The sequence below is a fragment of the Epibacterium sp. Ofav1-8 genome, assembly GCF_022348185.1.
Taxonomy (GTDB): Bacteria; Pseudomonadota; Alphaproteobacteria; order Rhodobacterales; family Rhodobacteraceae; genus Epibacterium.
In genome coordinates, this window is sequence record NZ_JAKRFD010000004.1 from 118,039 (window position 1) to 137,729 (window position 19,691).

Here is a 19,691-nt window from a genome sequence, read left to right on the forward strand (position 1 = left end):
ACAAAGATGAGCAAACTTGCAGACTACGACGGTCCGATTCTCGAAATCGACAAGCTGTCGATCTCCTTCTTCACCCGCCTGCGCGAAATTCCGGCGGTGATGGATTTCTCCGTGGCGGTGCAACCCGGCGAGGCCGTGGGCCTTGTGGGGGAATCGGGCTGCGGCAAATCCACCGTGGCGCTGGGCGTCATGCAGGACCTTGGCAAGAACGGTCGCATCGTCGGTGGCTCGATCAAGTTCAAGGGCCGCGATCTGGCCGAAATGAGCACGGAAGAGCTGCGCGATGTGCGCGGCAACGAGATCGCGATGATCTATCAGGAACCGATGGCCTCGCTGAACCCGGCGATGAAGATCGGCAAGCAGCTGATGGAAGTGCCGATGATCCACGAGGGGCTCAACGAAAAGGACGCCTACGCGCGCGCCCTCGAGGTGGTGACGGACGTGAAGCTGCCGGACCCCAAGCGGATGCTGAACTCATATCCGCACCAGCTCTCGGGCGGCCAGCAGCAGCGGATCGTCATCGCCATGGCGCTGATGTCGAAACCCTCGCTGCTGATCCTGGATGAGCCCACAACCGCGCTCGACGTGACGGTGGAGGCCGCGGTGGTCGAGCTGGTCAAGGATCTGGGCAAGAAATACGGCACCTCGATGCTGTTCATCTCCCACAACCTCGGGCTGGTGCTGGAAACGTGCGACCGGCTCTGCGTGATGTACTCCGGCGAGGCGGTGGAGCGCGGCTCGATCGAGGATGTGTTCGACGACATGCGCCACCCCTACACGCAGGCGCTGTTCCGCTCGATCCCGCTGCCCGGCGCCGACAAGAACGCGCGCCCGCTGGTGGCGATCCCCGGCAACTTCCCCCTGCCCCATGAACGCCCCCCGGGCTGCAACTTCGGCCCGCGCTGCGATTATTTCGAAGCCGGGCGGTGTGACGCCGGTGACATCCTGATGGAACCGGTGCCGGGCAATGACCGTCACCATACCCGTTGCCTCAAATTCCAGGAGATCGACTGGAACGCCCCCATCAATGCGGGCGAGCAGAAGGAAAAAAACGAACCCGGCCGCGTTGTCCTGAAGATGGACAATCTCAAGAAATACTACGAGGTCGCGGCCAATGCGCTGTTCGGCGGCGGCACCAAGAAGGTTGTGAAGGCCAACGAGACGCTGAGTTTCGAAGCCCGCGAATCCGAAACGCTAGCCATCGTCGGCGAGTCGGGTTGTGGCAAGTCGACCTTTGCCAAGGTGCTGATGGGGCTGGAGACAGCCACCGAGGGCGAGATCCTGCTGGACAACCGCAATATCGAACAGGTGCCGATCCAGCAGCGCGACGCCGGCACCATCGCCGATGTGCAGATGGTGTTCCAGAACCCGTTCGACACGCTGAACCCCTCGATGACCGTGGGCCGTCAGATCATCCGCGCGCTGGATATCTTTGGCATCGGCAAGAATGATGCCGAACGCAAGCAACGCATGCTGGAACTGCTGGATCTGGTAAAACTGCCGCGCGCCTTTGCCGACCGCATGCCGCGACAGCTGTCCGGTGGCCAGAAGCAGCGGGTGGGCATCGCTCGCGCCTTTGCTGGCGGGGCCCGGATCGTGGTCGCGGACGAGCCGGTTTCGGCGCTTGACGTCTCCGTGCAGGCGGCGGTGACCGATCTCTTGATGGAGATCCAGCGCAACGAGAAGACCACGCTCTTGTTCATCTCCCACGATCTGTCGATCGTGCGCTACCTGTCGGACCGGGTGATGGTGATGTATCTCGGGCATGTGGTGGAACTCGGGGACACCGAACAGGTGTTCTCGCCGCCCTATCACCCCTATACCGAAGCGCTCTTGTCGGCGGTTCCGATCGCCGACACCTCGGTGGAAAAGACCCACATCGTGCTGGAGGGCGACATTCCCTCGGCGATGAACCCGCCGTCCGGCTGCCCCTTCCAGACCCGGTGCCGCTGGAAATCCGAAGTCCCCGGGGGCTTGTGCGAAAAGGAAGTGCCACCGATCCGGACCCTCGACGGGGGCCACCAGATCAAGTGCCACCTGAGCGAAGAGATCCTCGAACGCATGGAGCCGGTGATCAAGATCGCCGCCGAATAAGACTGCTCCGGGTCGGGCCATCCGGCCTTTGGCGCAGGCCCGGGCAGGCTCTGCCCCGGGTCTGCACGGCCCGGCAGACCTGAGAAAACGGCCCGATTTGAATGACTTCGGCTCTACGGCCCATTGAACGGCCAATCTGGCCGGCCCCGCGCGTCGGACAGCACAGAAAACGGCTCCACCCTGCGTTGGGTGGAGCCGTTTTGTTTGTGTACCGGGCACAACCGCCAACCGTCTCTGCCCCCCCGAGGGACGAGGGGCAGGACGTTGAATCAAGATCGCACCTCTACAGCCGGACGGGATCTTTGCCGATGCCCGTGCCCGCTCTTGCAAGCGGTCACGGCGCGCATTCAGCGCAGGGCTGCGTCGAACGCCTCCCAGGCCTCGACCCAGCGGGCGCCGCCCAGGGCGTCATAGACCGGCTTCAGCTGTTCTTCATAGGCCTGCCACTGGCCTTGGGTGTCCGGCGTCAGCTCTTCTTGTCCCAGCATCCCGGAAATCGCATCCAGGTTGCACAGCGCGTTGGGCGTCAGACAATCCACGTGGAAATCCAGCCCTGCATGATCTAGCAGCAGCGCGATTTCCGTTTCGGGACGCTGCACCAGCGCCTCGTAGGATTGCAGGCGCATCGCATCGCCCAGCGTCGCGGCATAGTTGGTCGCCGAGGAGTAGACCGTGCGCGTGACCTTGGCGATCCATTCCGGGCGCGACGCCAGCGCGTTGCCGTTCAGCACATTGGAGGCGACATTTGCCAGCGCCGTATCCAGCGGATGGCGCGACAGGAAGACAAACTTCGCCTCGGGGAACAGGAATTGCGCAAGCGCGAACTCCAGGCAGCCGAGCGGATGGGCATCCACGATCGTCTTGCCGCCCGCAACCTGCCCACCCAGGGCACGTTCCAGATAGTACTGGCGGAAAATATCGACCTCTTCCGCCGTCAGCTGGTCCATCCAGTCCCAGTAGTTGCAGGGACGGTCAGTTTTGGCCAGATGCATGCGGATCGCACCGTGGGTGCGCGACAGCGCCGTGTTTTCGCCAACGCTGAACACGCCGGGGTGTTTGGCCAGGATCCGCTCCACCAGACCGGTGCCGGCCATGGGCATGCCGCCGACAAAGACGATCTTGGGCAGGAGGGTGGCATCCTCGGAGGCCGGACGCGGTTCGAACAGGGCTTCCTGCTCTGCAACCATCTCGTCAAAGATCGCCGGGGCAAAGGCGCCTGCGACCTCCTGGCGGGAGGATTGGAACAGGGTGTAGGCGACATCGGTCTCACCCGCCGCATGCGCAATCTGCGCCAGCGCGTGATGAACCAGCGCCCGGTGGCGCGTATCCAGGTTGGTGCGCTCGGACAGCGACAACAGACGCTGTGCGTAGATGCTGTCGACGCCAAATGTCTCGATCCCGTTGAGCGCGGTCAGCGCCGGGATCGAATTGGGGTCCAGTCGCAGCACCTCTTCAAAGGCATGCGCGGCGCTGGCCAGATCCCCATTGGTCTGCAGCATCAGCCCCAGCTTGCCCCAGCCCGCGGCATCCTCTGGCGCGGCTTCGGTGATGTGGCGCATCACCTTGATGGCATTGGGATAATCGCGCATCTCAAAAAAGCAGTCGGCGGTCCGCTCAAGCAGGCCGATGTCCAGCTCGCCCGCTTGGACATAGGGCAGCATCACGCTAAGGGAGCGCGCAAATTTACCCGTGGCCATGAGACCGTCGACGGTTGCAAATGCCTCAGCCAAGGCATCGGGAGTTTGGCTGTTTTCTACCAGCATGTGATGTTCGCCCTTCTGTAACGATGAGGCCGAACCTGCTGGAGAGAAGTGAATCAGCGGTAAAGCGCTTGGTTCGAATTTGTGTCTTTTTCTTGGAATTTAACGCAGCATCGCCGCAAAGGTTACCCGTTACTCGCTCAGAAGCGGTTCGTAGCGCGCATCGGTCAGCGTTTTCAGAAAGGCCACCAGCGCATCAATCCGGCGTTCGTCCAGCGCCGGCCCATGGGTCAGCTCTGTCGTCGACAGGGTGTCCGGCACCGGGATCGGTCCCCAGGATGCGCCGGTTTCCGGGTTGATCTGCGCCACATCCGCCTTGCTGTTGTAGCGGTTGTAGAAGGTCACCACGGTGCGCAGATCCTGGAAGACGCCATTGTGCATATAGGGGCCAGTCACCGCCACATTGCGCAGGGTCGGTGTCTTGAACTTGCCGCGCTGGTGCGGATCATCCACAAGTGGGTTGTCCAGCAGGCCGTTGTCGACCCACTCCGCCGCAACCCCGTTTTCCTGCCGGCCCGGCAAATTCGCCGGCACGCCGATATTGTGGTACTTGAAATCGGTAAAGGGCTCGGCCGGGTCCATCGCACTGCGGCGCAACTGATGACACTGGTTGCAGTTGGTGAACTGTTGCGAAAAGAACAGGAGCCGCCCCAGTTCCTCCATCTTTGTCAGTTCGGCCTCGCCGCGCAGATAGCGGTCGTATTTGCTGTCGAAGGGCCGAAAGACCTCGGTCTGTTCGAACCGCGCCAGCGCCAGGGTAAGTGCATCATAACCTGCCTCGGCCTCTGAAGGGTCTGTAATATCAACGTCATAGAGGTCGCGAAATGCGGTCACATAGGCCGGGGTTTCGGCCAGGCGCGCGACCGCCTCCGCCTCTGTTTTCAGCCCCAGTTCGATCGGATTGAGGATCGGACCGCCGGCCTGTACCGCCAGGTCGCCCGCACGCCCATCCCAGAATTGACCGCCGACCCAGTCGCCGGCTTCATTCTGGTGAAAGGCAGGCGACAGCATCGCATAGCTTGTCGTCGGCGCGTGCCGTGCGCCCAGCGACTGCCCGTCGTCCCCGCGTGAGAAAGCCCCCGCCGCATCGCGCCGGGGATCGGCGAAACCCGCCTCCGGATCATGACAGCTGGCGCAGGACTGGCTGCGGTTGGCAGAGAGGTCGGTTTCAAAAAACAGGGCCTGCCCCAGCGCCTCCGGCGTCGCAAATTCCTCGGCGCAGACAGGCGTCGCCGCCAGGGCAGCGCAGGCGACCAAACGCAAAAGCACGGACATGAAACCCTCCTTGGACTTGCGGATCGACCTAGCGCAGCGGTTCCCGAGAATCCAGATGCAGAAAGGACGCATCCCTTGCGGAACGCGCCCTTTCTCCCTCCCACAGTCCCACCCGCGGGTATTCTTTGGTGTGGCCAGGATCAGGCCACGGCGACGATCCCCAGCGTCAGCAGGTTGATCGAGGCAAATTGCAACAACACCGGACGCTTGCCCGCGCGCAGCACGGCCCAGGCCGCAAGCCCGACGGCGCTGGCAAGGCCGAGCACGCCAGCGGCCGTGAGCGCGACAGCCACCCAGCCGCCCTGCGCGTCCCCAAGGGCAGTTTCCAGCACCAGCGCTTTCAACAGCAGGCCCACCACCGCGCCAAAGGCCACTCCCAACACGGTCGGGCCGATCTCGCGCCGTTGTCCGCGTCCATGTTGATCCAGGATCAGATCCACCAGCTCGGGCCGGGGTTTCGCACCGGCTTCCCAACCGAGGCGTGTCACCTGTCCTTGAAATGTTTTCCCACTCACCAGTCTTCCCTCCGTGTTGAGGGCGAAATTTACCTCCGATTAAGGCGGATTAATGACCGGTTAACGATAGCGCAGAGGCAAATGGTTAACGCCGGCGGAAACACGCCGCGCCGCTGGGCAAACTGGCAAGATCCGGCTCAGGGGCAGCCCTCAGCTGCCGAGGATCTTGCGCACGTAGGTCTGGGTTTCCTTGTAGGGCGGCACGCCGCCGTAACGGCTGACCGCATCCGGGCCGGCGTTATAGGCGGCCAAGGCCAGCCGCCAGGAGCCGAATTTGCGGTATTGCTGGGCCAGGTATTTGGCCCCCCCGCGCAGGTTTTCTGCCGGCACCATCGGGTCAACGCCAAGGATACGGGCCGTCTGCGGCATCAGCTGCGCCAGCCCCAGCGCGCCCTTGTGCGACTGCGCCGCCGGGTTCCAGTTGCTCTCCTGTTGTACCAGACGCAGGAACAGGTCCTCGGGCACCCCATGGGCCCGGGCAGCGCTGCGCGCCACCTCGAGGTATTCCCCGCGATAGTTGCCGTTGTAGATCGGCAGGATATCATCCTTGAGGCTGTCGGGCTTCAACCGCGCCGACCCGCGATATTGCGTGGCCCCCCGCGTGTCGAGGAACTTTGTCTGGGCGGCAAAGACCTTGCGCTTGGACTTGTTCTGAAACAGGTCCGCCGCCGCCGCAGGGCTGGTGCAGACGGACAGGATAAGAGTAGCAATAGCAAAGCGTCGCATCGAATGGGCAGCACATCTGATTTTTCGGCTGAGCGCACTATAAACGAGTTTACCGCAAATGGAAGATATCCACATCTATCTGGCGCGGAGGTCGTTTTTACGCCGTCTCCGCACGCCGGAGGTGGCCCGCCGCTCTTTCATCAACCGGTCAGGGTCGCTACTGTAACGGTCAGGCAACGGACGGGATTCGACCTCCTGTCCCGGCGGCCCGCCGCGACCGCTGTAGATCTGACACGATACAGAACAAGACAAAGACACAAAGGACAGGACCCACATGGCCGGATCCCTGAACAAAGTAATGCTCATCGGCAACCTGGGCCGCGACCCGGAAGTGCGCAGCTTCCAGAATGGCGGCAAGGTGTGCAACCTGCGCATCGCGACCTCTGAGACCTGGAAAGACCGCAACACCGGCGAGCGTCGTGAAAAGACCGAATGGCACTCCGTCGCGATCTTCAGCGAGGGTCTGGTCCGCGTGTGCGAACAATATCTGCGCAAGGGCTCCAAGGTCTTTGTCGAAGGCCAGCTGCAAACCCGCAAATGGCAGGACCAGAATGGTCAGGACCGGTATTCCACCGAGGTGGTCCTGCAGGGCATCGGCGGCACGCTGACCATGCTCGACGGTCGCGGCGAAGGCGGCGGCGGTGGTGGCGGCGGCTACGGCGGAGGCCAAGGTGGCGGCGGTGATTACGGCGGCGGCGGTGGCGGCTATGGTGGCGGCGGCAGCTACGGCGGCGGCGGTGGCAACCAGGGCGGTGGCTTTGGCGGCGGTGGCCCCTCGCAGAACATCGACGACGACGAAATCCCGTTCTGAGGCCCCGGCCCGGACCAATTCGCACAAGAAAACACCCGGTGCTGTCCGCGCCGGGTGTTTTTTTCATCTCACTCTTGATCGGAACAGGGCCCGTTCCGCGCCGCTACCTCAGGCGCGCTGGCGCAACGCCTCTTCCAGCACCGCCAGAACCTTGTCCTGCGGCACATCTGCCGTCACGAAAGCCGCGCCGATGCCACGGGCCAGAATGAACCGGAGCTGGCCGTCCACCACCTTTTTGTCCTGCCCCATCAGCGCCACGAGATCCGCAGCCGGGGGCAGATCGCCGGGGATATCCGCCAGATCGGTCTTCATCCCCATCGCCTTAAGATGGGCGCGCACGCGGCTTGGGTCCTCCTGACTGCACAGGCCGAGCTGCGCCGACAGCTCAAAGGCCAGCGCGCAGCCGATCGCCACGCCTTCACCATGCATCAGCCGGTCGCTGTAGCCGGTCGCCGCCTCCAGCGCGTGGCAGAAGGTATGGCCGAGGTTCAGCAGCGCGCGATCCCCCTGCTCGGTCTCGTCGCGCACCACAATGTCGGCCTTCATCTGGACCGACCGGGCCACCGCCTCGACCCGCAGCGCCATGTCGCCCGCCGCCATCGCAGGCGCGTTGGCTTCGAGGCAATCAAAAAATGCCGCATCCCCCAACAGGCCGTATTTCACGACCTCGCCATAACCGGCGAGGAAATCCCGCGCGCTCAGGGTGCCCAGAACCGAGGTATCGGCCAGCACCATCGCCGGTTGGTGAAAGGCACCGATCAGGTTCTTGCCTTGGGGCGCGTTGATGCCGGTCTTGCCGCCCACCGAACTGTCCACCTGCGCCAGCAGCGAGGTCGGGATCTGCACGAATCGCACGCCCCGGCGCAGGACCGCCGCGGCGAAACCGGCCAGATCCCCGATCACCCCGCCGCCAAAGGCGATCACGACATCGCCGCGCTCCACCTTCTGTTCCAGCAGCCATTCCACCGCGCGGGTGAACTGCGGCCAGCCCTTGGTGGCCTCGCCCGGCGGCAGTGCCAGGGCGTCCATTTCGATCCCCTCGGCGGCCAGCCCGGCCCGCAAACTGTCCAGGTGCAGCGCGGCAACGGTCTCATCCGTGAGCACCGCCACCCTGGAGCGGGTCAGCAAGGGGGAAATGCGCTTGCCGGCCTCGGCAATCAGCCCCGGGCCGATCACCACATCATAGGCCCGGTCCCCCAGCGGCACATGAACAGTCTGTTCCATCACTCAAACTCCAGTACATCCGGCCGGCTCCGCAGTGCCTCCAGCACCCGGTCCACCATATTGTCGATCGAGACCTGACCATCGGAATGCACGGTCAGATCGGCCTGTGCGTAGACCGGCACCCGCGCATGATAAAGGTCGGACAGGGTCTTGTAGGGATCGGCGGATCGCAACAGCGGCCGTGTATCGCGCCCCTTGACCCGTTTCCACAACACCTCGAGATCGGCTTGCAGGCAGACGGACACGCCCGCGGCGCTTATCACGGCGCGGTTACGCTCTGCCAGAAAAGCGCCGCCACCGGTCGACAAGACACCGCGTTGTTCCTGTAACAGTCGGGAAATGACCTGATGTTCCTTCTCGCGAAAGAAGGGCTCGCCATCGCGGGCAAAGATCTCGGGGATCGACATGTTCGCCGCCGTCTCGATCTCGTGGTCGCTATCCAGAAACGGCACATCTAGCCGGGCGGCCAGCGCGCGCCCGACAGCTGTCTTGCCCGCCCCCATCATGCCCACCAGCACGATGGTCTTCTTCAGCTTTCCCGGCACGCGACTTTCTGCCGTCGCATCGGTGATTTGGTCTTTTTCGCTCATTCTTCCGTGAATGACGTGATATTGCCGAAAAGGCCATATATAAAACTCGCAAAACAGGCAAAGAAGCAGGCACCGGGACCCCCATGGCACGTTTGGCAAAATACTTGGCTTTCCTCATTCTACTGGCAGCGATCGCATTGGTCGGCTATGCCTATGTCGGCCCCTGGTTCGGCGCGGATTTCTCGGCCCCGTCCGAGGAAGTGCGCAAGCCCGTGGTGCTTAATGCCGACTAGGATTGCTGCCCTGGCCCTCGGCGGTCTTTTGCTGACAGCCACGTCCGGTCTGGCCCGCGACCCGCTGGCCGCGATCGACTGGCTGAAGACCGCACCGCCGGTGGCCAATATTCCCGACACATTGCTGCTTGAACCCCCGGTCGCACAGAGCGCCAACGGGCCGGAAATCACCGTGACTCCGCTGGAGCGGCTGCTGCCGCCGGTGGGGCTGGTGTCGCATGTGCGCACGGGCCTGCCGATCACCCTGTGGCAGGGCAGCCCGCCGGACCGGGTGTCGGATCTGATCCGCGAGGTCCCGGTCTCCGGCCTGCCAGCGATGCAGTCGCTGCTGATGACCCTCCTCCTGAGCGAGGCGCGTCCGCCGTTTCGCGATGCGGATCAGGTGCTGCTAGCCCGTCTCGACCGGCTGACCGAAATCGGCGCCACCGACCCGGCCCAGGCGCTGGTCCAGGAGGCAGGCCCCACTGTGACGGCGGCGCGGTTTGAGCGCTGGTTCGATGCGACGCTGCTGAATGGCGACGAGGACCGCAGCTGCGCTGCCCTGACCGCCGATCCGTACCTGAAGCAGGACTATACCGCGCGCATCTTTTGTGCCGCCCGGCGCGGCGACTGGCCCACGGCGGCCCTGATGATGGAAACGGCGCATGCGCTGGACCTGCTGGACGGCGATCAAATGGCGCTTCTGGACCGGTTCCTCAATCCGGATCTCTATGAGGGCATGCCGCCCTTGCCTATGCCCTCTGCCCCCTCGCCGCTGGAATTTCGCATGTTCGAGGCCATCGGCGAGCCGATGCCAACCCGCGCCCTGCCGCGTGCCTTTGCCAGCGCCGATCTGCGCGACATCACCGGCTGGAAAGCGCAGCTTGAGGCCTCGGAACGCCTGACCCGAAGCCGGGCCATGAACCCGAACCAGCTGCTGGGCCTGTTCACCGAACGGCAACCGGCCGCCTCTGGCGGGATCTGGGACCGGGTGGCGGCGGTGCAGCGGTTTGACACGGCACTGGCCACCGGCAGCACGGAAGCGGTCCAGAAGACCCTGCCCGCCCTCTGGGCCGCAGCGCGTGAGGCGGGGCTTGAAATTGCCCTGGCGGATCTGTTTGCACCACGACTGGCGCCGGTGGCACTGGACGGCAAGGCGGCGCGCATCGCCTGGCGGTTGCGACTGCTGTCCTCGGAATATGAGAGCGCTGCCGCCACACCGCCGGACAACAGCCGCCAGAGCCGCTTTCTCGCCTCGCTCGCGCAGGGCCAACCGGATGCGGATCTCGCCAGCAGCGCGCTGGAAAAGGCCATCGCCCGTGGCTTTGCCCCAGGGGCCCCGCTGCCAGCCGCGCAGAAGCTGCTGCTGGATCAGGGGCGCCTCGGCGAGTCGATCCTGGTGACCATGAAGAGTTTTTCCCATGCCGCGGATGGCAACCTGGAGGCGACGGTGCTGTCGCTCACCGCGTTTCGCCAGATGGGGCTTGAGGACACGGCCCGGCGGGCGGCCTTGCAATTGCTGCTGCTGCCGCGCGGCTAGAGGAGGCATCGACCGCTCATGCGCGCACCGGACCAGGACCTTCAGTGGATCTCGACCTTTCTCGATGCCCAGGCCGCAGAGCTGGGCGCGGCGCGCAATACGCTGCTCGCTTATGGGCGCGATCTGCGTGATCTGGTGCAATGGATGGCGGTCAGACAACTGAGCTTTGCCAAGGTTCAGCAGGGCGACGTCGAGGCCTATCTGATCTCCTGCGATGCCGAGGGGCTGAGCCGCGCGACCCGCGCCCGACGCCTGTCGGCAATCAAGCAGATATACCGGTTTGCCTTTGAGGAAGGCTGGCGCGACGACAATCCCGCGCTTCAGATCAAGGGACCGGGACGGGCCAAATCGCTGCCCAAGACATTGGACATCGCCGAAGTCGACCGCCTGCTGGAGGCCGCCCGCAACAGCGGCCGGCGCGAGATTGATCGACAGCGCAACACCTGCCTGATGGAGCTTCTCTATGCGACCGGGATGCGGGTGAGCGAACTGGTGTCGCTGCCGGTCTCCGCCGCGCGCGGAGATCCCAATCTGCTGCTGATCCGGGGCAAGGGCGGCAAGGAACGGATGGTGCCGTTGTCCCCACCTGCCCGCGCCGCCCTGTCAGAGTGGCTCACGAGCCGTGATGCGCATGAGGAGCACCGCGCGGCACAGGGGTACAAACCCTCTCGCTTCCTGTTTCCCTCCCGCAGCAAGGAGGGGCATCTGACCCGTCACCGGTTCTACCTGCTGATCAAGGAACTGGCGGTCGCCGGCGGGGTCTCCCCCGACAAGGTTACACCGCACACGCTGCGCCATGCCTTTGCCACCCATCTGCTGGAAAACGGCGCCGATCTGCGCGCGATCCAGGCGCTGCTGGGACATGCGGATATCGCCACCACCGAGATCTACACCCATGTCCTCGATGCCCGCCTGGCCGAGTTGGTGCACCAGCATCATCCGCTGGCGCAGCAGCCCCCGGAGGAGGACTGACCTCCCCACCTGAGCCGCCGGACAGTGCGACTGTGTCAGAGCGTCGGAACCCGCACGCCACCCGCCGGAGATTGCGCCCCGACAAGCCTTGATCCGGCGTCCTCCAGCCCCCATAACCATGAGAAATCGAAGGATCTTCAGGACCCCCAATGGACAGCACAACCTCCATGCTCGACAGCTCTTTCTGGATCACCGCCGGCGGCATCGTGATGCTGCTGGTTCTTTCCGGGTTCTTTTCCGGCTCTGAAACCGCGCTGACCGCCGCCTCGCGCGGAAAACTGCGCAGCCAGGCCGACAAGGGCTCGCGCGGGGCAGAGCGGGCGCTGCAAATCACCGAGGACAACGAACGGCTGATCGGATCGGTCCTGCTGGGCAACAACCTCGTCAACATCCTCGCCGCATCGCTGGCAACCGCACTCTTTACCCGCCTCTTTGGCGAAAGCGGTGTTGCGCTTGCCACATTGGTGATGACGCTGCTGGTGCTGATCTTTGCCGAAGTCCTGCCCAAGACCTATGCGATCACCAACTCGGAGAAAGCCGCCGCCGCCGTCGCCCCGGTGATCGGAACGCTGGTGACCTTCCTTGCGCCCGTCGTCGGCGCGGTGCGGCTACTGGTGCGCGGTGTGCTGCGGTTGTTCGGCGTAAAGATCGACCCGGACAGCCACATCATGGCGGTCCGCGAAGAGATCGTCGGCGCGCTTCAGATCGGCCATTCCGAAGGGGTGGTCGAAAAAGAGGACCGGGACCGCATCCTCGGCGCACTCGATCTCTCGGACCGGTTTGTCGAAGAGATCATGCTGCACCGGTCCAAGATCGAGATGATCGATGCCAGCGCCGACCCCGAAGCCATCCTGGAGCAATGTCTGACCTCCTCGCACACGCGCCTGCCGCTCTACCAGGACGACCAGGAGAATATTATCGGCGTGGTGCATGCCAAGGACCTGCTGCGCAAGATGTATGCCAAGATCGGCGGTCCCGACGGCGATGCCTCTGCGCTGCGCGACTTCCGGATCACCGAGGTGAGCAAGCCGCCCTATTTCATTCCCGAAACCACGACGCTGGACGATCAGATGCGCCAGTTCCTGCGCATGCGGACGCATTTTGCGCTGGTGGTGGATGAATACGGCTCGCTTCAGGGGCTGATCACACTCGAGGATATCCTGGAAGAAATCGTTGGCGAAATCACCGATGAGTTTGATCCGGCGGAAGAGAGCTTTGCCCACAAGACCGGCGACGGCAACTACATGGTTGAAGGCGCGACGACCATCCGCGACCTCAATCGCGCGATGGAATGGTCGCTGCCGGATGACGAGGCCAATACGGTCGCCGGGCTGGTCATCCACGAGGCACAGATGATTCCGACCGTTGGCCAGGTCTTCTCCTTCCACGGGTTCCGTTTCGAAGTGACCGCCCGCGAAGGCAACCGGGTGACAGGGCTGAAGATCCGTCCCCTGGACATTTAGGCCCGCGTTCCGCTGATCCCTTGAACAACGAGGTGTTTCGCTTCGGGCAATGCCCGAAGCGACCAGCGCCGCGCGCGCCCCTGCGGGGCGCGCGCGGCGCTGGGCCCAACCGAAGACCTGGCGCAACAGCGGCAGGGCCTTTGGGCGGGAGCCTCCCCCGATCCGCTTGCCTCCGACATCTGCTGTCGCATTTTGACTGGACTACTGGGCAGAAGTGTCCAGAATGATGGGAAACGCGATCCTGACAGGGAGACAGACCCCATGAAAACCACCACTCGTGTGGCCGTGATCGGCGGCGGCGTCGTAGGCTGCTCCGTCCTCTATCACCTGACCAAGCTCGGCTGGTCCGACGTGATGCTGATTGAACGGTCCGAACTCACCTCCGGGTCCACCTGGCACGCCGCCGGGGGATTCCACACCCTGAACGGCGACACCAATATGGCGGCGCTGCAAGGCTATACCATCAAGCTCTACAAGGAGCTGGAAGAGATCACCGGCATGTCCTGTGGCTTGCACCACGTCGGCGGCGTCACCCTTGCGGACAACAAGGAACGCTTTGACATGCTCAAGGCGGAGCGCGCCAAGCATCGCTTCATGGGGCTTGAGACAGAGATCGTAAGCCCCGAGGAAATTGCAAAAATCGCGCCCGTCACCAATACAGCGGGCATCATCGGCGGGCTCTATGATCCGTTGGACGGGCACCTTGATCCCTCTGGTACCACCCATGCCTATGCCAAGGCCGCGCGTATGGGCGGCGCCACCATCGAGACGCACTGCAAGGTGATCGAAACCAACCAGCGCCCCGACGGCAGCTGGGACGTGGTCACCGAAAAGGGCACGATCCACGCCGAGCATATCGTCAACGCGGGCGGCCTCTGGGCCCGTGAGGTTGGCGCCATGGCCGGCATCTACTTCCCGCTGCACCCGATGGAACACCAGTATATCGTCACCGACGAGGTGCCGATGATCGCCGAGATCATCGACAGCGGCGGCGAGCACCCGCATGTGATGGACCCGGCCGGCGAAAGCTATCTGCGGCAAGAGGGGCGCGGCCTCTGTATCGGCTTTTACGAACAGCCCTGCCGCCCCTGGGCCGTCGACGGCACACCGTGGAACTTCGGCCACGAACTGTTGCCCGACGACTTTGACAAGATCGAAGACAGCATTGATTTTGCCTACAAACGCTTCCCGGCGCTGGCCGAGGCGGGGGTGAAATCGGTGATCCACGGCCCCTTCACCTTTGCCCCCGATGGCAACCCGCTGGTCGGCCCCGTGCCGGGCGTGCGCAACTACTGGTCCGCCTGCGCGGTCATGGCGGGTTTCAGCCAGGGCGGCGGCGTCGGGCTGATGCTGGCGCAATGGATGGTCGAGGGCGAATGCGAGCGTGACACCGCCGCGATGGACGTGGCCCGCTATGGCGACTGGATCACCCCGGGCTACACCCGGCCCAAAGTGATCGAGAACTATCAGAAACGCTTCTCCATCGCTTATCCAAACGAGGAGCTGCCCGCCGCGCGCCCCTTCCGCACCACGCCGATGTACGACATCTTTGACGGGCTGGGCGCGGTCTGGGGCCACTACTACGGCATGGAGATCCCGAACTACTTTGCCGCCGAAGGAGAAGCGCGATACGAGACCCCGTCCTTCCGCCGCTCCAATGCCTTTGACGCCACCGCGCGCGAGGTGAAGACCGTGCGCGAAGCCGTTGGCATCAATGAAATTCACAACTTTGGCAAATACCGCATCAGAGGCGCGGGCGCGCGCGCCTGGCTCGACCGCATCATGGCCGGACGCGTGCCGCAGCAGGGACGTCTCAGCCTGACCCCGATGCTGTCGCCCAAGGGACGCCTGATCGGGGATTTCACCATCTCCTGCCTGGCAGAAGATGACTTCCAGCTGACCGCCTCCTACGGCGCGCAGGCCTATCACATGCGCTGGTTCCTGCAGAATCTGGACGAGGGCGTCACCATCGACAACGTCTCCGATCAGGTCAACGGCTTCCAGATTGCGGGACCGCGCGCACGGGAGGTGCTGGCGGCTGTCACCCGCGATGCCACCGACCTGAAGTTCCTCGATGTGCGTCGGATGACGATCGGAATGGTGGACTGTGTGGTGCAGCGCGTCAGCTATACCGGCGATCTCGGCTATGAGATCTATTGCGACCTCGCCAGCCAACGCGCCCTGTGGTCAACGCTCTGGGCGGAGGGGCAAAGCCACGGAATGAAGCCCTTTGGCATGCGCGCGATGATGAGCCTGCGTCTGGACAAGTTCTTTGGCTCCTGGCTGTCGGAGTTCTCGCCCGATTACACGGCGGCAGAAACCGGGCTGGACCGCTTTATCTCCTTCAAGAAACCTGTTGATTTCATTGGCCGTTCTGCTGCCGAAGCTGAACGCGACACGGGACCGGAACGCAGCCTGTGCGCCTTTGAGGTGGATGCCGATGACGCCGATGTGGTCGCCTATGAGCCGATCTGGCTGGATGGCGCAGTGGTCGGGTTCTGCACCTCCGGGGGCTACAGCCACCACGCGCAGAAATCCATCGCGCTGGGCTTTGTTCCCACGGATCGGGCGCAGGACGGATTGGAGGTCGAGATCGAAATCCTCGGCAAGACACATGCGGCCCGGCTGATTACCACGCCGCTGTTTGATGCCGATGGCGCCCGCATGCGGGGCCTGTAGCACGGCGAACGGTCTGCGCTGTTGTCATTCGCGCGTCCCTTACGGGGCGCGCGTCGTTTTTTTTGGCCACCGCGCTGCGCGCGCAGACGGGCGTTGCCAGCCCAAACCGGCCATGACCTCTTGGCAGCGCGTGCTATCCTGACCAGAATGACGCCAAGAAATCACCGTTGTGAAACAGGATATCGGGGCACGCCCATGCATGATCACATCGCGGTATTGCTGCTGGCCGCCGGGGCCGCGACCCGCATGCGAGGACGGGACAAGCTGCTGGAGGAGGTCGCCGGACAGCCGCTGCTTGCCCGGATGATCGCAAGAGCACAGGCGACCGGATACGAGGTTCTGGTCACCCTGCCCGACCTCGCCCATCCACGGGCGTTGCTGGCAAAGGACACCCATCGCGTGCCGGTTCCGGACGCCGCCGAGGGCATGGCTGCCTCCATCCGTGCCGGGGTGCGGGCGCTGCCGGGGCACATCACCGGCGTGATGATCCTGCCAGCCGATATGCCTGAACTGACCACCGCCGACCTGCGCAACATGGGCGAGGCGTTTGAGGCATCGGGATCTGACCCGGAGGGCGCCATCTGCCGTGCCACCGGTCAAGATCAGGCCGGACACACAGTGCCCGGTCATCCGGTCCTGTTCCCGCGCCGCTGTTTCGACGCGCTGAAGCAGCTCAGCGGAGACGCCGGCGCCCGGCACGTTCTGAACGGGGAACAGCTGCGCTCTGTCGCGCTTCCGGCAGCGCATGCGCTCACCGATCTGGATACCCCCGAAGCCTGGGACGCGTGGCGGCAGCAGCACGACCGGCGCTGACGACCGGGAGGCTGTGCCTCAGTGCAGGATCATCTTTGCTTCGCGTTTTCTCAGCACCCGTCTGGCCGAGGGAAAGACCTCTTCCGGTTCCGCGTTCCGCAGCTCCGGGAACAGCTCCAGGATCTCCGTGCGTTGCGCATTGTCGAGCCCCCGCAACGACTGGTCCCCCGGCTGAAAGCTCTCGGTCCAGGCACCGTCGGAGAGCACCACCTCATGCTCGGCAAACATGAAGTGGATATAGGTCACCGCCGTGGTCTCGATCGCATCGATGCCGATCAGACCGGTGAGGTGTTTGGCGGCCACCAGAACCTCGCGATCTTCGAAATAGAGCGCGGTCTTGTCATTGGCGACCAGCACCCGGTGGTTCGGGCTGACCATCATGTCGCGTTCCGGCAGACCGTTGCCAAGCGCCCCCTGCCGGATCAGGATCGGCTGTAGATAGGACGCATGTGCAAGATCCTCCTTGCCCATCGCGTTGCGCCCGACCCAGCGGATCGCCTGGATGCCATTGTCGCGGGTGATGACACGGTCTCCGGCCCGAAGATTTTCAACCGGGCGCTCTCCATTCGGGGTCGCAATCAAGGTTCCGGGCGTAAAACACGGGGTGACCCGTTTGCAGGATCGTGCCGGCGCGGCCTCGGTCGGTGATGTGGCGGATGTCTCGTCTTTGCGGCCCATTTTGTGCTCTCCTTCGCTCTTGCCCCCCCCAGGAGCTTTGGTCGTTCCGCAACAGGCCGCGACCTGTCCTGACAGCAACCTCTTGGTGGACCTCAGGAATACCGGAGCCCCGCACAGGACCATAGGCTAAAACACAGTTAAAACTTTCGACATTGGGGCTGAACGCCAGCGCCCGGCCTGAGCGCCTGACCGCAGGCGACAGGATTGTTTCCCGATTGCCGCAGAGGCAGGCTGAACATTCGGCGCAGGAATGGCACGCATTTGGCTAAAATTTGCCACAATCTGTTCCGGCTTCAGATGAGGCCCGGGCCATTGTTTCCGGTTTCGAAACCGCAAGGCTTCACGATGTTTTGGCGATAGCCTGCGCCATGAGCCGTCCCGACACGTCCGATCAACGCGGGTTGTCCGAACAAACGCGACCTACGCGCCGGATTGTTTCCCGACCGGGCCGCGCAACCCCAGTCTGAGCCCAGAATGACGCAGAGGCGATTCGATTCGCTGCTCGGGCACAGAGGCGCATCCGGGCGCGCTCCCCCTCTGCCATATTCCAGCTGTCGCGGCGTGAGCCCTATTCTCCGGTCCAGTCCGGCATGTCGGATTTCGACAGAAAGGCCCCGATACCGGCCTCCGCATCTCGTGCCATCATGTTTTCGGCCATGACGCGACCGGCGTAGGCATAGGCCGCGTCCAGCGACATTTCGGCCTGGGCGTAAAAGGCCCGCTTGCCGATCTTTACCGCAGCTGGCGATTTCTCCGCGATCCGGCGCGCCATGTCGGCAGCAGCCTGCGACAGCTGGTCGAGGGGCACCACACGGTTTATCAGGCCCATCTCGGCGGCCCGCGCCGCGGGAATAAAATCGCCGAGGAGCAGCATTTCCATCGCATGTTTGGCCGCCACATTGCGCGAGAGCGCCACCATGGGCGTCGAACAGAACAGGCCGATATTGACACCGGACGTGGCAAAGCGCGCCTCCTCCGACGCAACCGCCAGATCGCAGCTTGCCACCAGTTGGCAGCCCGCAGCCGTGGCGATCCCCGACACCTCGGCGATGACCGGCTGGGGCAGCTCCACCAGCGTCTGCATCATGCGCGAACAGGTGGCAAAGAGATCCTGAAAATACTGAAATCCCCCGTCCGTGGCCTCGCGCGCCGCGGTCATTTCCTTGAGGTTGTGGCCGGCACAAAAGTGATCTCCGGCGCCGCGCAGGATCACCACCCGGACCGAGCGGTCCTGCGCAATCCCGTCCAGCTCCGCTTGCAGGGCACAAAGCATGGCCTCGGACAGCGCATTGATTCTGCGCGGCCGGTTCAGCGTCAGCGTGGTGACGCCGGCCTGATCCTGCCGTGTGACCAACGGGTCGATTGATTGATCCTCTGCCATGCGCCGCCTCCCGGTTTTCAGAGAGAGCCTAGTGCAGCCCCCGGCATGCGCCAAGGGGAAGGATGGATCATCCCAGATCAAACGCTGCGCAAACCTCATCCCGCATGCGCGGCCCGGTCGCAACGGTCAACCGCCCCTCCGAGATCACCGGCGCATAGTCGCGCCCGTCCACAAGCTGCGCGTAACCGCCAGCCTCCTGCACCGCCAGCACACCTGCGGCGTGATCCCAGCAATGAAGCCCCTCGGTCTGGATGAAGTCCGCGTTGCCCTGCGCCATCATCCGGTATTCATGACACGAACAGCACAGCGCATTGACCCGGCGCGCGGCGATCATGCCCTGAACCAGTCGGGGCTGCTCGGCTGCCGGGAACAGGTAATGTGGCAAGAACCCGGTCGCCTCCGCAAAGGAACGCTCCGCTGCGACCTGCAACCGCTCCGGCGCCCGATCCGGTGCTGCAAACCAGCAGCCGCCCCCGAGGCTTGCCTGCACCCAATCGTCCATGACCGGATCATAGAGCAGACCAAACACCGTCCGCCCCCGGACGACAACCGCGAGGATCACGCCAAAGGTCGCAAGCCCATTGGCAAAGTTCCAGGTGCCGTCGATCGGGTCCAGGATCACCGCAACCTCCGCCTGCGGCAGCCGGGCCAGCGTGGCCGGATCGGCGCTGACCGCTTCCTCACCGATCACCACGGCGCCCGGCAGGATGTCCGCCACGCGCCGCGTCATGTGCCGTTCAGCTGCCACATCCGCCTCGGTGACCAGGTCGATGGTGGAGGATTTCTCTGTAATTGCTGCGGCGGAGAGATTGCGGAAACGGGGCATGATCTCTGCCTGCGCGGCCGCACGAACCATGGCAATCAACGCGCCCTCGGTGTTCTGATCCAGCCGCATCACCCGTTTCTCCTCTGCCAGCAGTCACGTGCCCTCCTACCCCGTTGCCGAACGAAACTCACG

Annotated in this window: 17 protein-coding genes; 8 read left to right on the forward strand and 9 right to left on the reverse strand. The window is 63.9% G+C overall.

All coding sequences use genetic code 11. The features are described from left to right. The first annotated feature begins 6 nt into the window (after window positions 1-6). Complete coding sequence (locus MHM97_RS07990) at window positions 7-2,094, forward strand: dipeptide ABC transporter ATP-binding protein (protein ID WP_239321625.1); 2,088 nt, start codon at window positions 7-9, stop codon at window positions 2,092-2,094. A gap of 347 nt (window positions 2,095-2,441) precedes the next feature. On the opposite strand, the gene MHM97_RS07995 is transcribed toward MHM97_RS07990, so the two are convergent. From MHM97_RS07995 to MHM97_RS08010, 4 genes are all read right to left on the reverse strand, one after another. After that, window positions 2,442-3,857, reverse strand: a complete 1,416-nt coding sequence (locus MHM97_RS07995; protein WP_239321627.1) for a tetratricopeptide repeat-containing sulfotransferase family protein — start codon at window positions 3,855-3,857, stop codon at window positions 2,442-2,444. Window positions 3,858-3,986: 129 nt separating this feature from the next. Continuing rightward, window positions 3,987-5,129, reverse strand: coding sequence for a cytochrome-c peroxidase (locus MHM97_RS08000; RefSeq protein WP_239321629.1), 1,143 nt, complete (start codon window positions 5,127-5,129; stop codon window positions 3,987-3,989). Between the two features lie 140 nt (window positions 5,130-5,269). After that, entirely contained in the window at window positions 5,270-5,644 is a 375-nt protein-coding gene (locus MHM97_RS08005) for a hypothetical protein (RefSeq protein ID WP_239321631.1), read from the reverse strand. Between the two features lie 150 nt (window positions 5,645-5,794). Continuing rightward, window positions 5,795-6,370 (reverse strand): lytic transglycosylase domain-containing protein, encoded by a 576-nt coding sequence (locus MHM97_RS08010; RefSeq protein ID WP_239321633.1) that lies wholly within the window; start codon window positions 6,368-6,370, stop codon window positions 5,795-5,797. Between the two features lie 274 nt (window positions 6,371-6,644). On the opposite strand from MHM97_RS08010, the gene ssb reads away from it, so the two are divergent. Further along, a complete protein-coding gene (gene ssb / locus MHM97_RS08015; RefSeq protein WP_239321635.1) occupies window positions 6,645-7,181 on the forward strand; it encodes a single-stranded DNA-binding protein in 537 nt (178 codons plus the stop codon). A 108-nt stretch (window positions 7,182-7,289) separates the two neighbouring features. On the opposite strand, the gene aroB is transcribed toward ssb, so the two are convergent. Continuing rightward, window positions 7,290-8,405, reverse strand: a complete 1,116-nt coding sequence (gene aroB / locus MHM97_RS08020) for a 3-dehydroquinate synthase (protein ID WP_239321637.1) — start codon at window positions 8,403-8,405, stop codon at window positions 7,290-7,292. Continuing rightward, window positions 8,405-8,995, reverse strand: a complete 591-nt coding sequence (locus MHM97_RS08025; protein ID WP_239321639.1) for a shikimate kinase — start codon at window positions 8,993-8,995, stop codon at window positions 8,405-8,407. The genes aroB and MHM97_RS08025 overlap by 1 nt, the downstream gene beginning before the upstream one ends. Before the next feature lie 83 nt (window positions 8,996-9,078). On the opposite strand from MHM97_RS08025, the gene MHM97_RS08030 reads away from it, so the two are divergent. The 6 genes from MHM97_RS08030 to MHM97_RS08055 all read left to right on the forward strand — a co-directional run bounded on the left by MHM97_RS08030 (window position 9,079) and on the right by MHM97_RS08055 (window position 16,674). Next, the gene (locus MHM97_RS08030) at window positions 9,079-9,228 is read left to right on the forward strand and encodes a hypothetical protein (protein ID WP_239321641.1); all 150 of its coding nucleotides are present in this window, start codon (window positions 9,079-9,081) and stop codon (window positions 9,226-9,228) included. After that, window positions 9,218-10,747 (forward strand): hypothetical protein, encoded by a 1,530-nt coding sequence (locus MHM97_RS08035; RefSeq protein ID WP_239321643.1) that lies wholly within the window; start codon window positions 9,218-9,220, stop codon window positions 10,745-10,747. The genes MHM97_RS08030 and MHM97_RS08035 overlap by 11 nt, the downstream gene beginning before the upstream one ends. An 18-nt stretch (window positions 10,748-10,765) precedes the next feature. Continuing rightward, window positions 10,766-11,719: a site-specific tyrosine recombinase XerD gene (locus MHM97_RS08040; protein WP_239321645.1), complete on the forward strand. Its 954-nt coding sequence runs from the start codon at window positions 10,766-10,768 to the stop codon at window positions 11,717-11,719. A 149-nt stretch (window positions 11,720-11,868) separates the two neighbouring features. Continuing rightward, window positions 11,869-13,182: an HlyC/CorC family transporter gene (locus tag MHM97_RS08045; RefSeq protein ID WP_239321647.1), complete on the forward strand. Its 1,314-nt coding sequence runs from the start codon at window positions 11,869-11,871 to the stop codon at window positions 13,180-13,182. Window positions 13,183-13,443: 261 nt separating this feature from the next. Then, window positions 13,444-15,861 (forward strand): GcvT family protein, encoded by a 2,418-nt coding sequence (locus MHM97_RS08050; protein ID WP_239321648.1) that lies wholly within the window; start codon window positions 13,444-13,446, stop codon window positions 15,859-15,861. 195 nt (window positions 15,862-16,056) lie between these two features. Then, entirely contained in the window at window positions 16,057-16,674 is a 618-nt protein-coding gene (locus MHM97_RS08055) for a nucleotidyltransferase family protein (protein ID WP_239321650.1), read from the forward strand. 18 nt (window positions 16,675-16,692) lie between these two features. Here MHM97_RS08055 and MHM97_RS08060 read toward each other — a convergent pair whose 3' ends face one another. From MHM97_RS08060 to MHM97_RS08070, 3 genes are all read right to left on the reverse strand, one after another. Then, window positions 16,693-17,352, reverse strand: coding sequence for a Hint domain-containing protein (locus MHM97_RS08060; protein ID WP_239321652.1), 660 nt, complete (start codon window positions 17,350-17,352; stop codon window positions 16,693-16,695). Window positions 17,353-17,920: 568 nt separating this feature from the next. After that, window positions 17,921-18,733, reverse strand: a complete 813-nt coding sequence (locus tag MHM97_RS08065; protein ID WP_239321654.1) for an enoyl-CoA hydratase — start codon at window positions 18,731-18,733, stop codon at window positions 17,921-17,923. Between the two features lie 67 nt (window positions 18,734-18,800). Then, the gene (locus tag MHM97_RS08070; protein ID WP_239321656.1) at window positions 18,801-19,628 is read right to left on the reverse strand and encodes an inositol monophosphatase family protein; all 828 of its coding nucleotides are present in this window, start codon (window positions 19,626-19,628) and stop codon (window positions 18,801-18,803) included. Between the last annotated feature and the right edge of the window lie 63 nt (window positions 19,629-19,691).

Bases quoted from the DNA above. Each gene is read 5' to 3' on its own strand.
- MHM97_RS07990 (WP_239321625.1), top strand. From the start codon at position 7: ATGAGCAAACTTGCAGACTACGACGGTCCGATTCTCGAAATCGACAAG.
- MHM97_RS07995 (WP_239321627.1), bottom strand. From the start codon at position 3,857: ATGCTGGTAGAAAACAGCCAAACTCCCGATGCCTTGGCTGAGGCATTT.
- MHM97_RS08000 (WP_239321629.1), bottom strand. From the start codon at position 5,129: ATGTCCGTGCTTTTGCGTTTGGTCGCCTGCGCTGCCCTGGCGGCGACG.
- MHM97_RS08010 (WP_239321633.1), bottom strand. From the start codon at position 6,370: ATGCGACGCTTTGCTATTGCTACTCTTATCCTGTCCGTCTGCACCAGC.
- ssb (WP_239321635.1), top strand. From the start codon at position 6,645: ATGGCCGGATCCCTGAACAAAGTAATGCTCATCGGCAACCTGGGCCGC.
- aroB (WP_239321637.1), bottom strand. From the start codon at position 8,405: ATGGAACAGACTGTTCATGTGCCGCTGGGGGACCGGGCCTATGATGTG.
- MHM97_RS08025 (WP_239321639.1), bottom strand. From the start codon at position 8,995: ATGAGCGAAAAAGACCAAATCACCGATGCGACGGCAGAAAGTCGCGTG.
- MHM97_RS08030 (WP_239321641.1), top strand. From the start codon at position 9,079: ATGGCACGTTTGGCAAAATACTTGGCTTTCCTCATTCTACTGGCAGCG.
- MHM97_RS08035 (WP_239321643.1), top strand. From the start codon at position 9,218: ATGCCGACTAGGATTGCTGCCCTGGCCCTCGGCGGTCTTTTGCTGACA.
- MHM97_RS08040 (WP_239321645.1), top strand. From the start codon at position 10,766: ATGCGCGCACCGGACCAGGACCTTCAGTGGATCTCGACCTTTCTCGAT.
- MHM97_RS08045 (WP_239321647.1), top strand. From the start codon at position 11,869: ATGGACAGCACAACCTCCATGCTCGACAGCTCTTTCTGGATCACCGCC.
- MHM97_RS08050 (WP_239321648.1), top strand. From the start codon at position 13,444: ATGAAAACCACCACTCGTGTGGCCGTGATCGGCGGCGGCGTCGTAGGC.
- MHM97_RS08055 (WP_239321650.1), top strand. From the start codon at position 16,057: ATGCATGATCACATCGCGGTATTGCTGCTGGCCGCCGGGGCCGCGACC.
- MHM97_RS08060 (WP_239321652.1), bottom strand. From the start codon at position 17,352: ATGGGCCGCAAAGACGAGACATCCGCCACATCACCGACCGAGGCCGCG.
- MHM97_RS08065 (WP_239321654.1), bottom strand. From the start codon at position 18,733: ATGGCAGAGGATCAATCAATCGACCCGTTGGTCACACGGCAGGATCAG.
- MHM97_RS08070 (WP_239321656.1), bottom strand. From the start codon at position 19,628: ATGCGGCTGGATCAGAACACCGAGGGCGCGTTGATTGCCATGGTTCGT.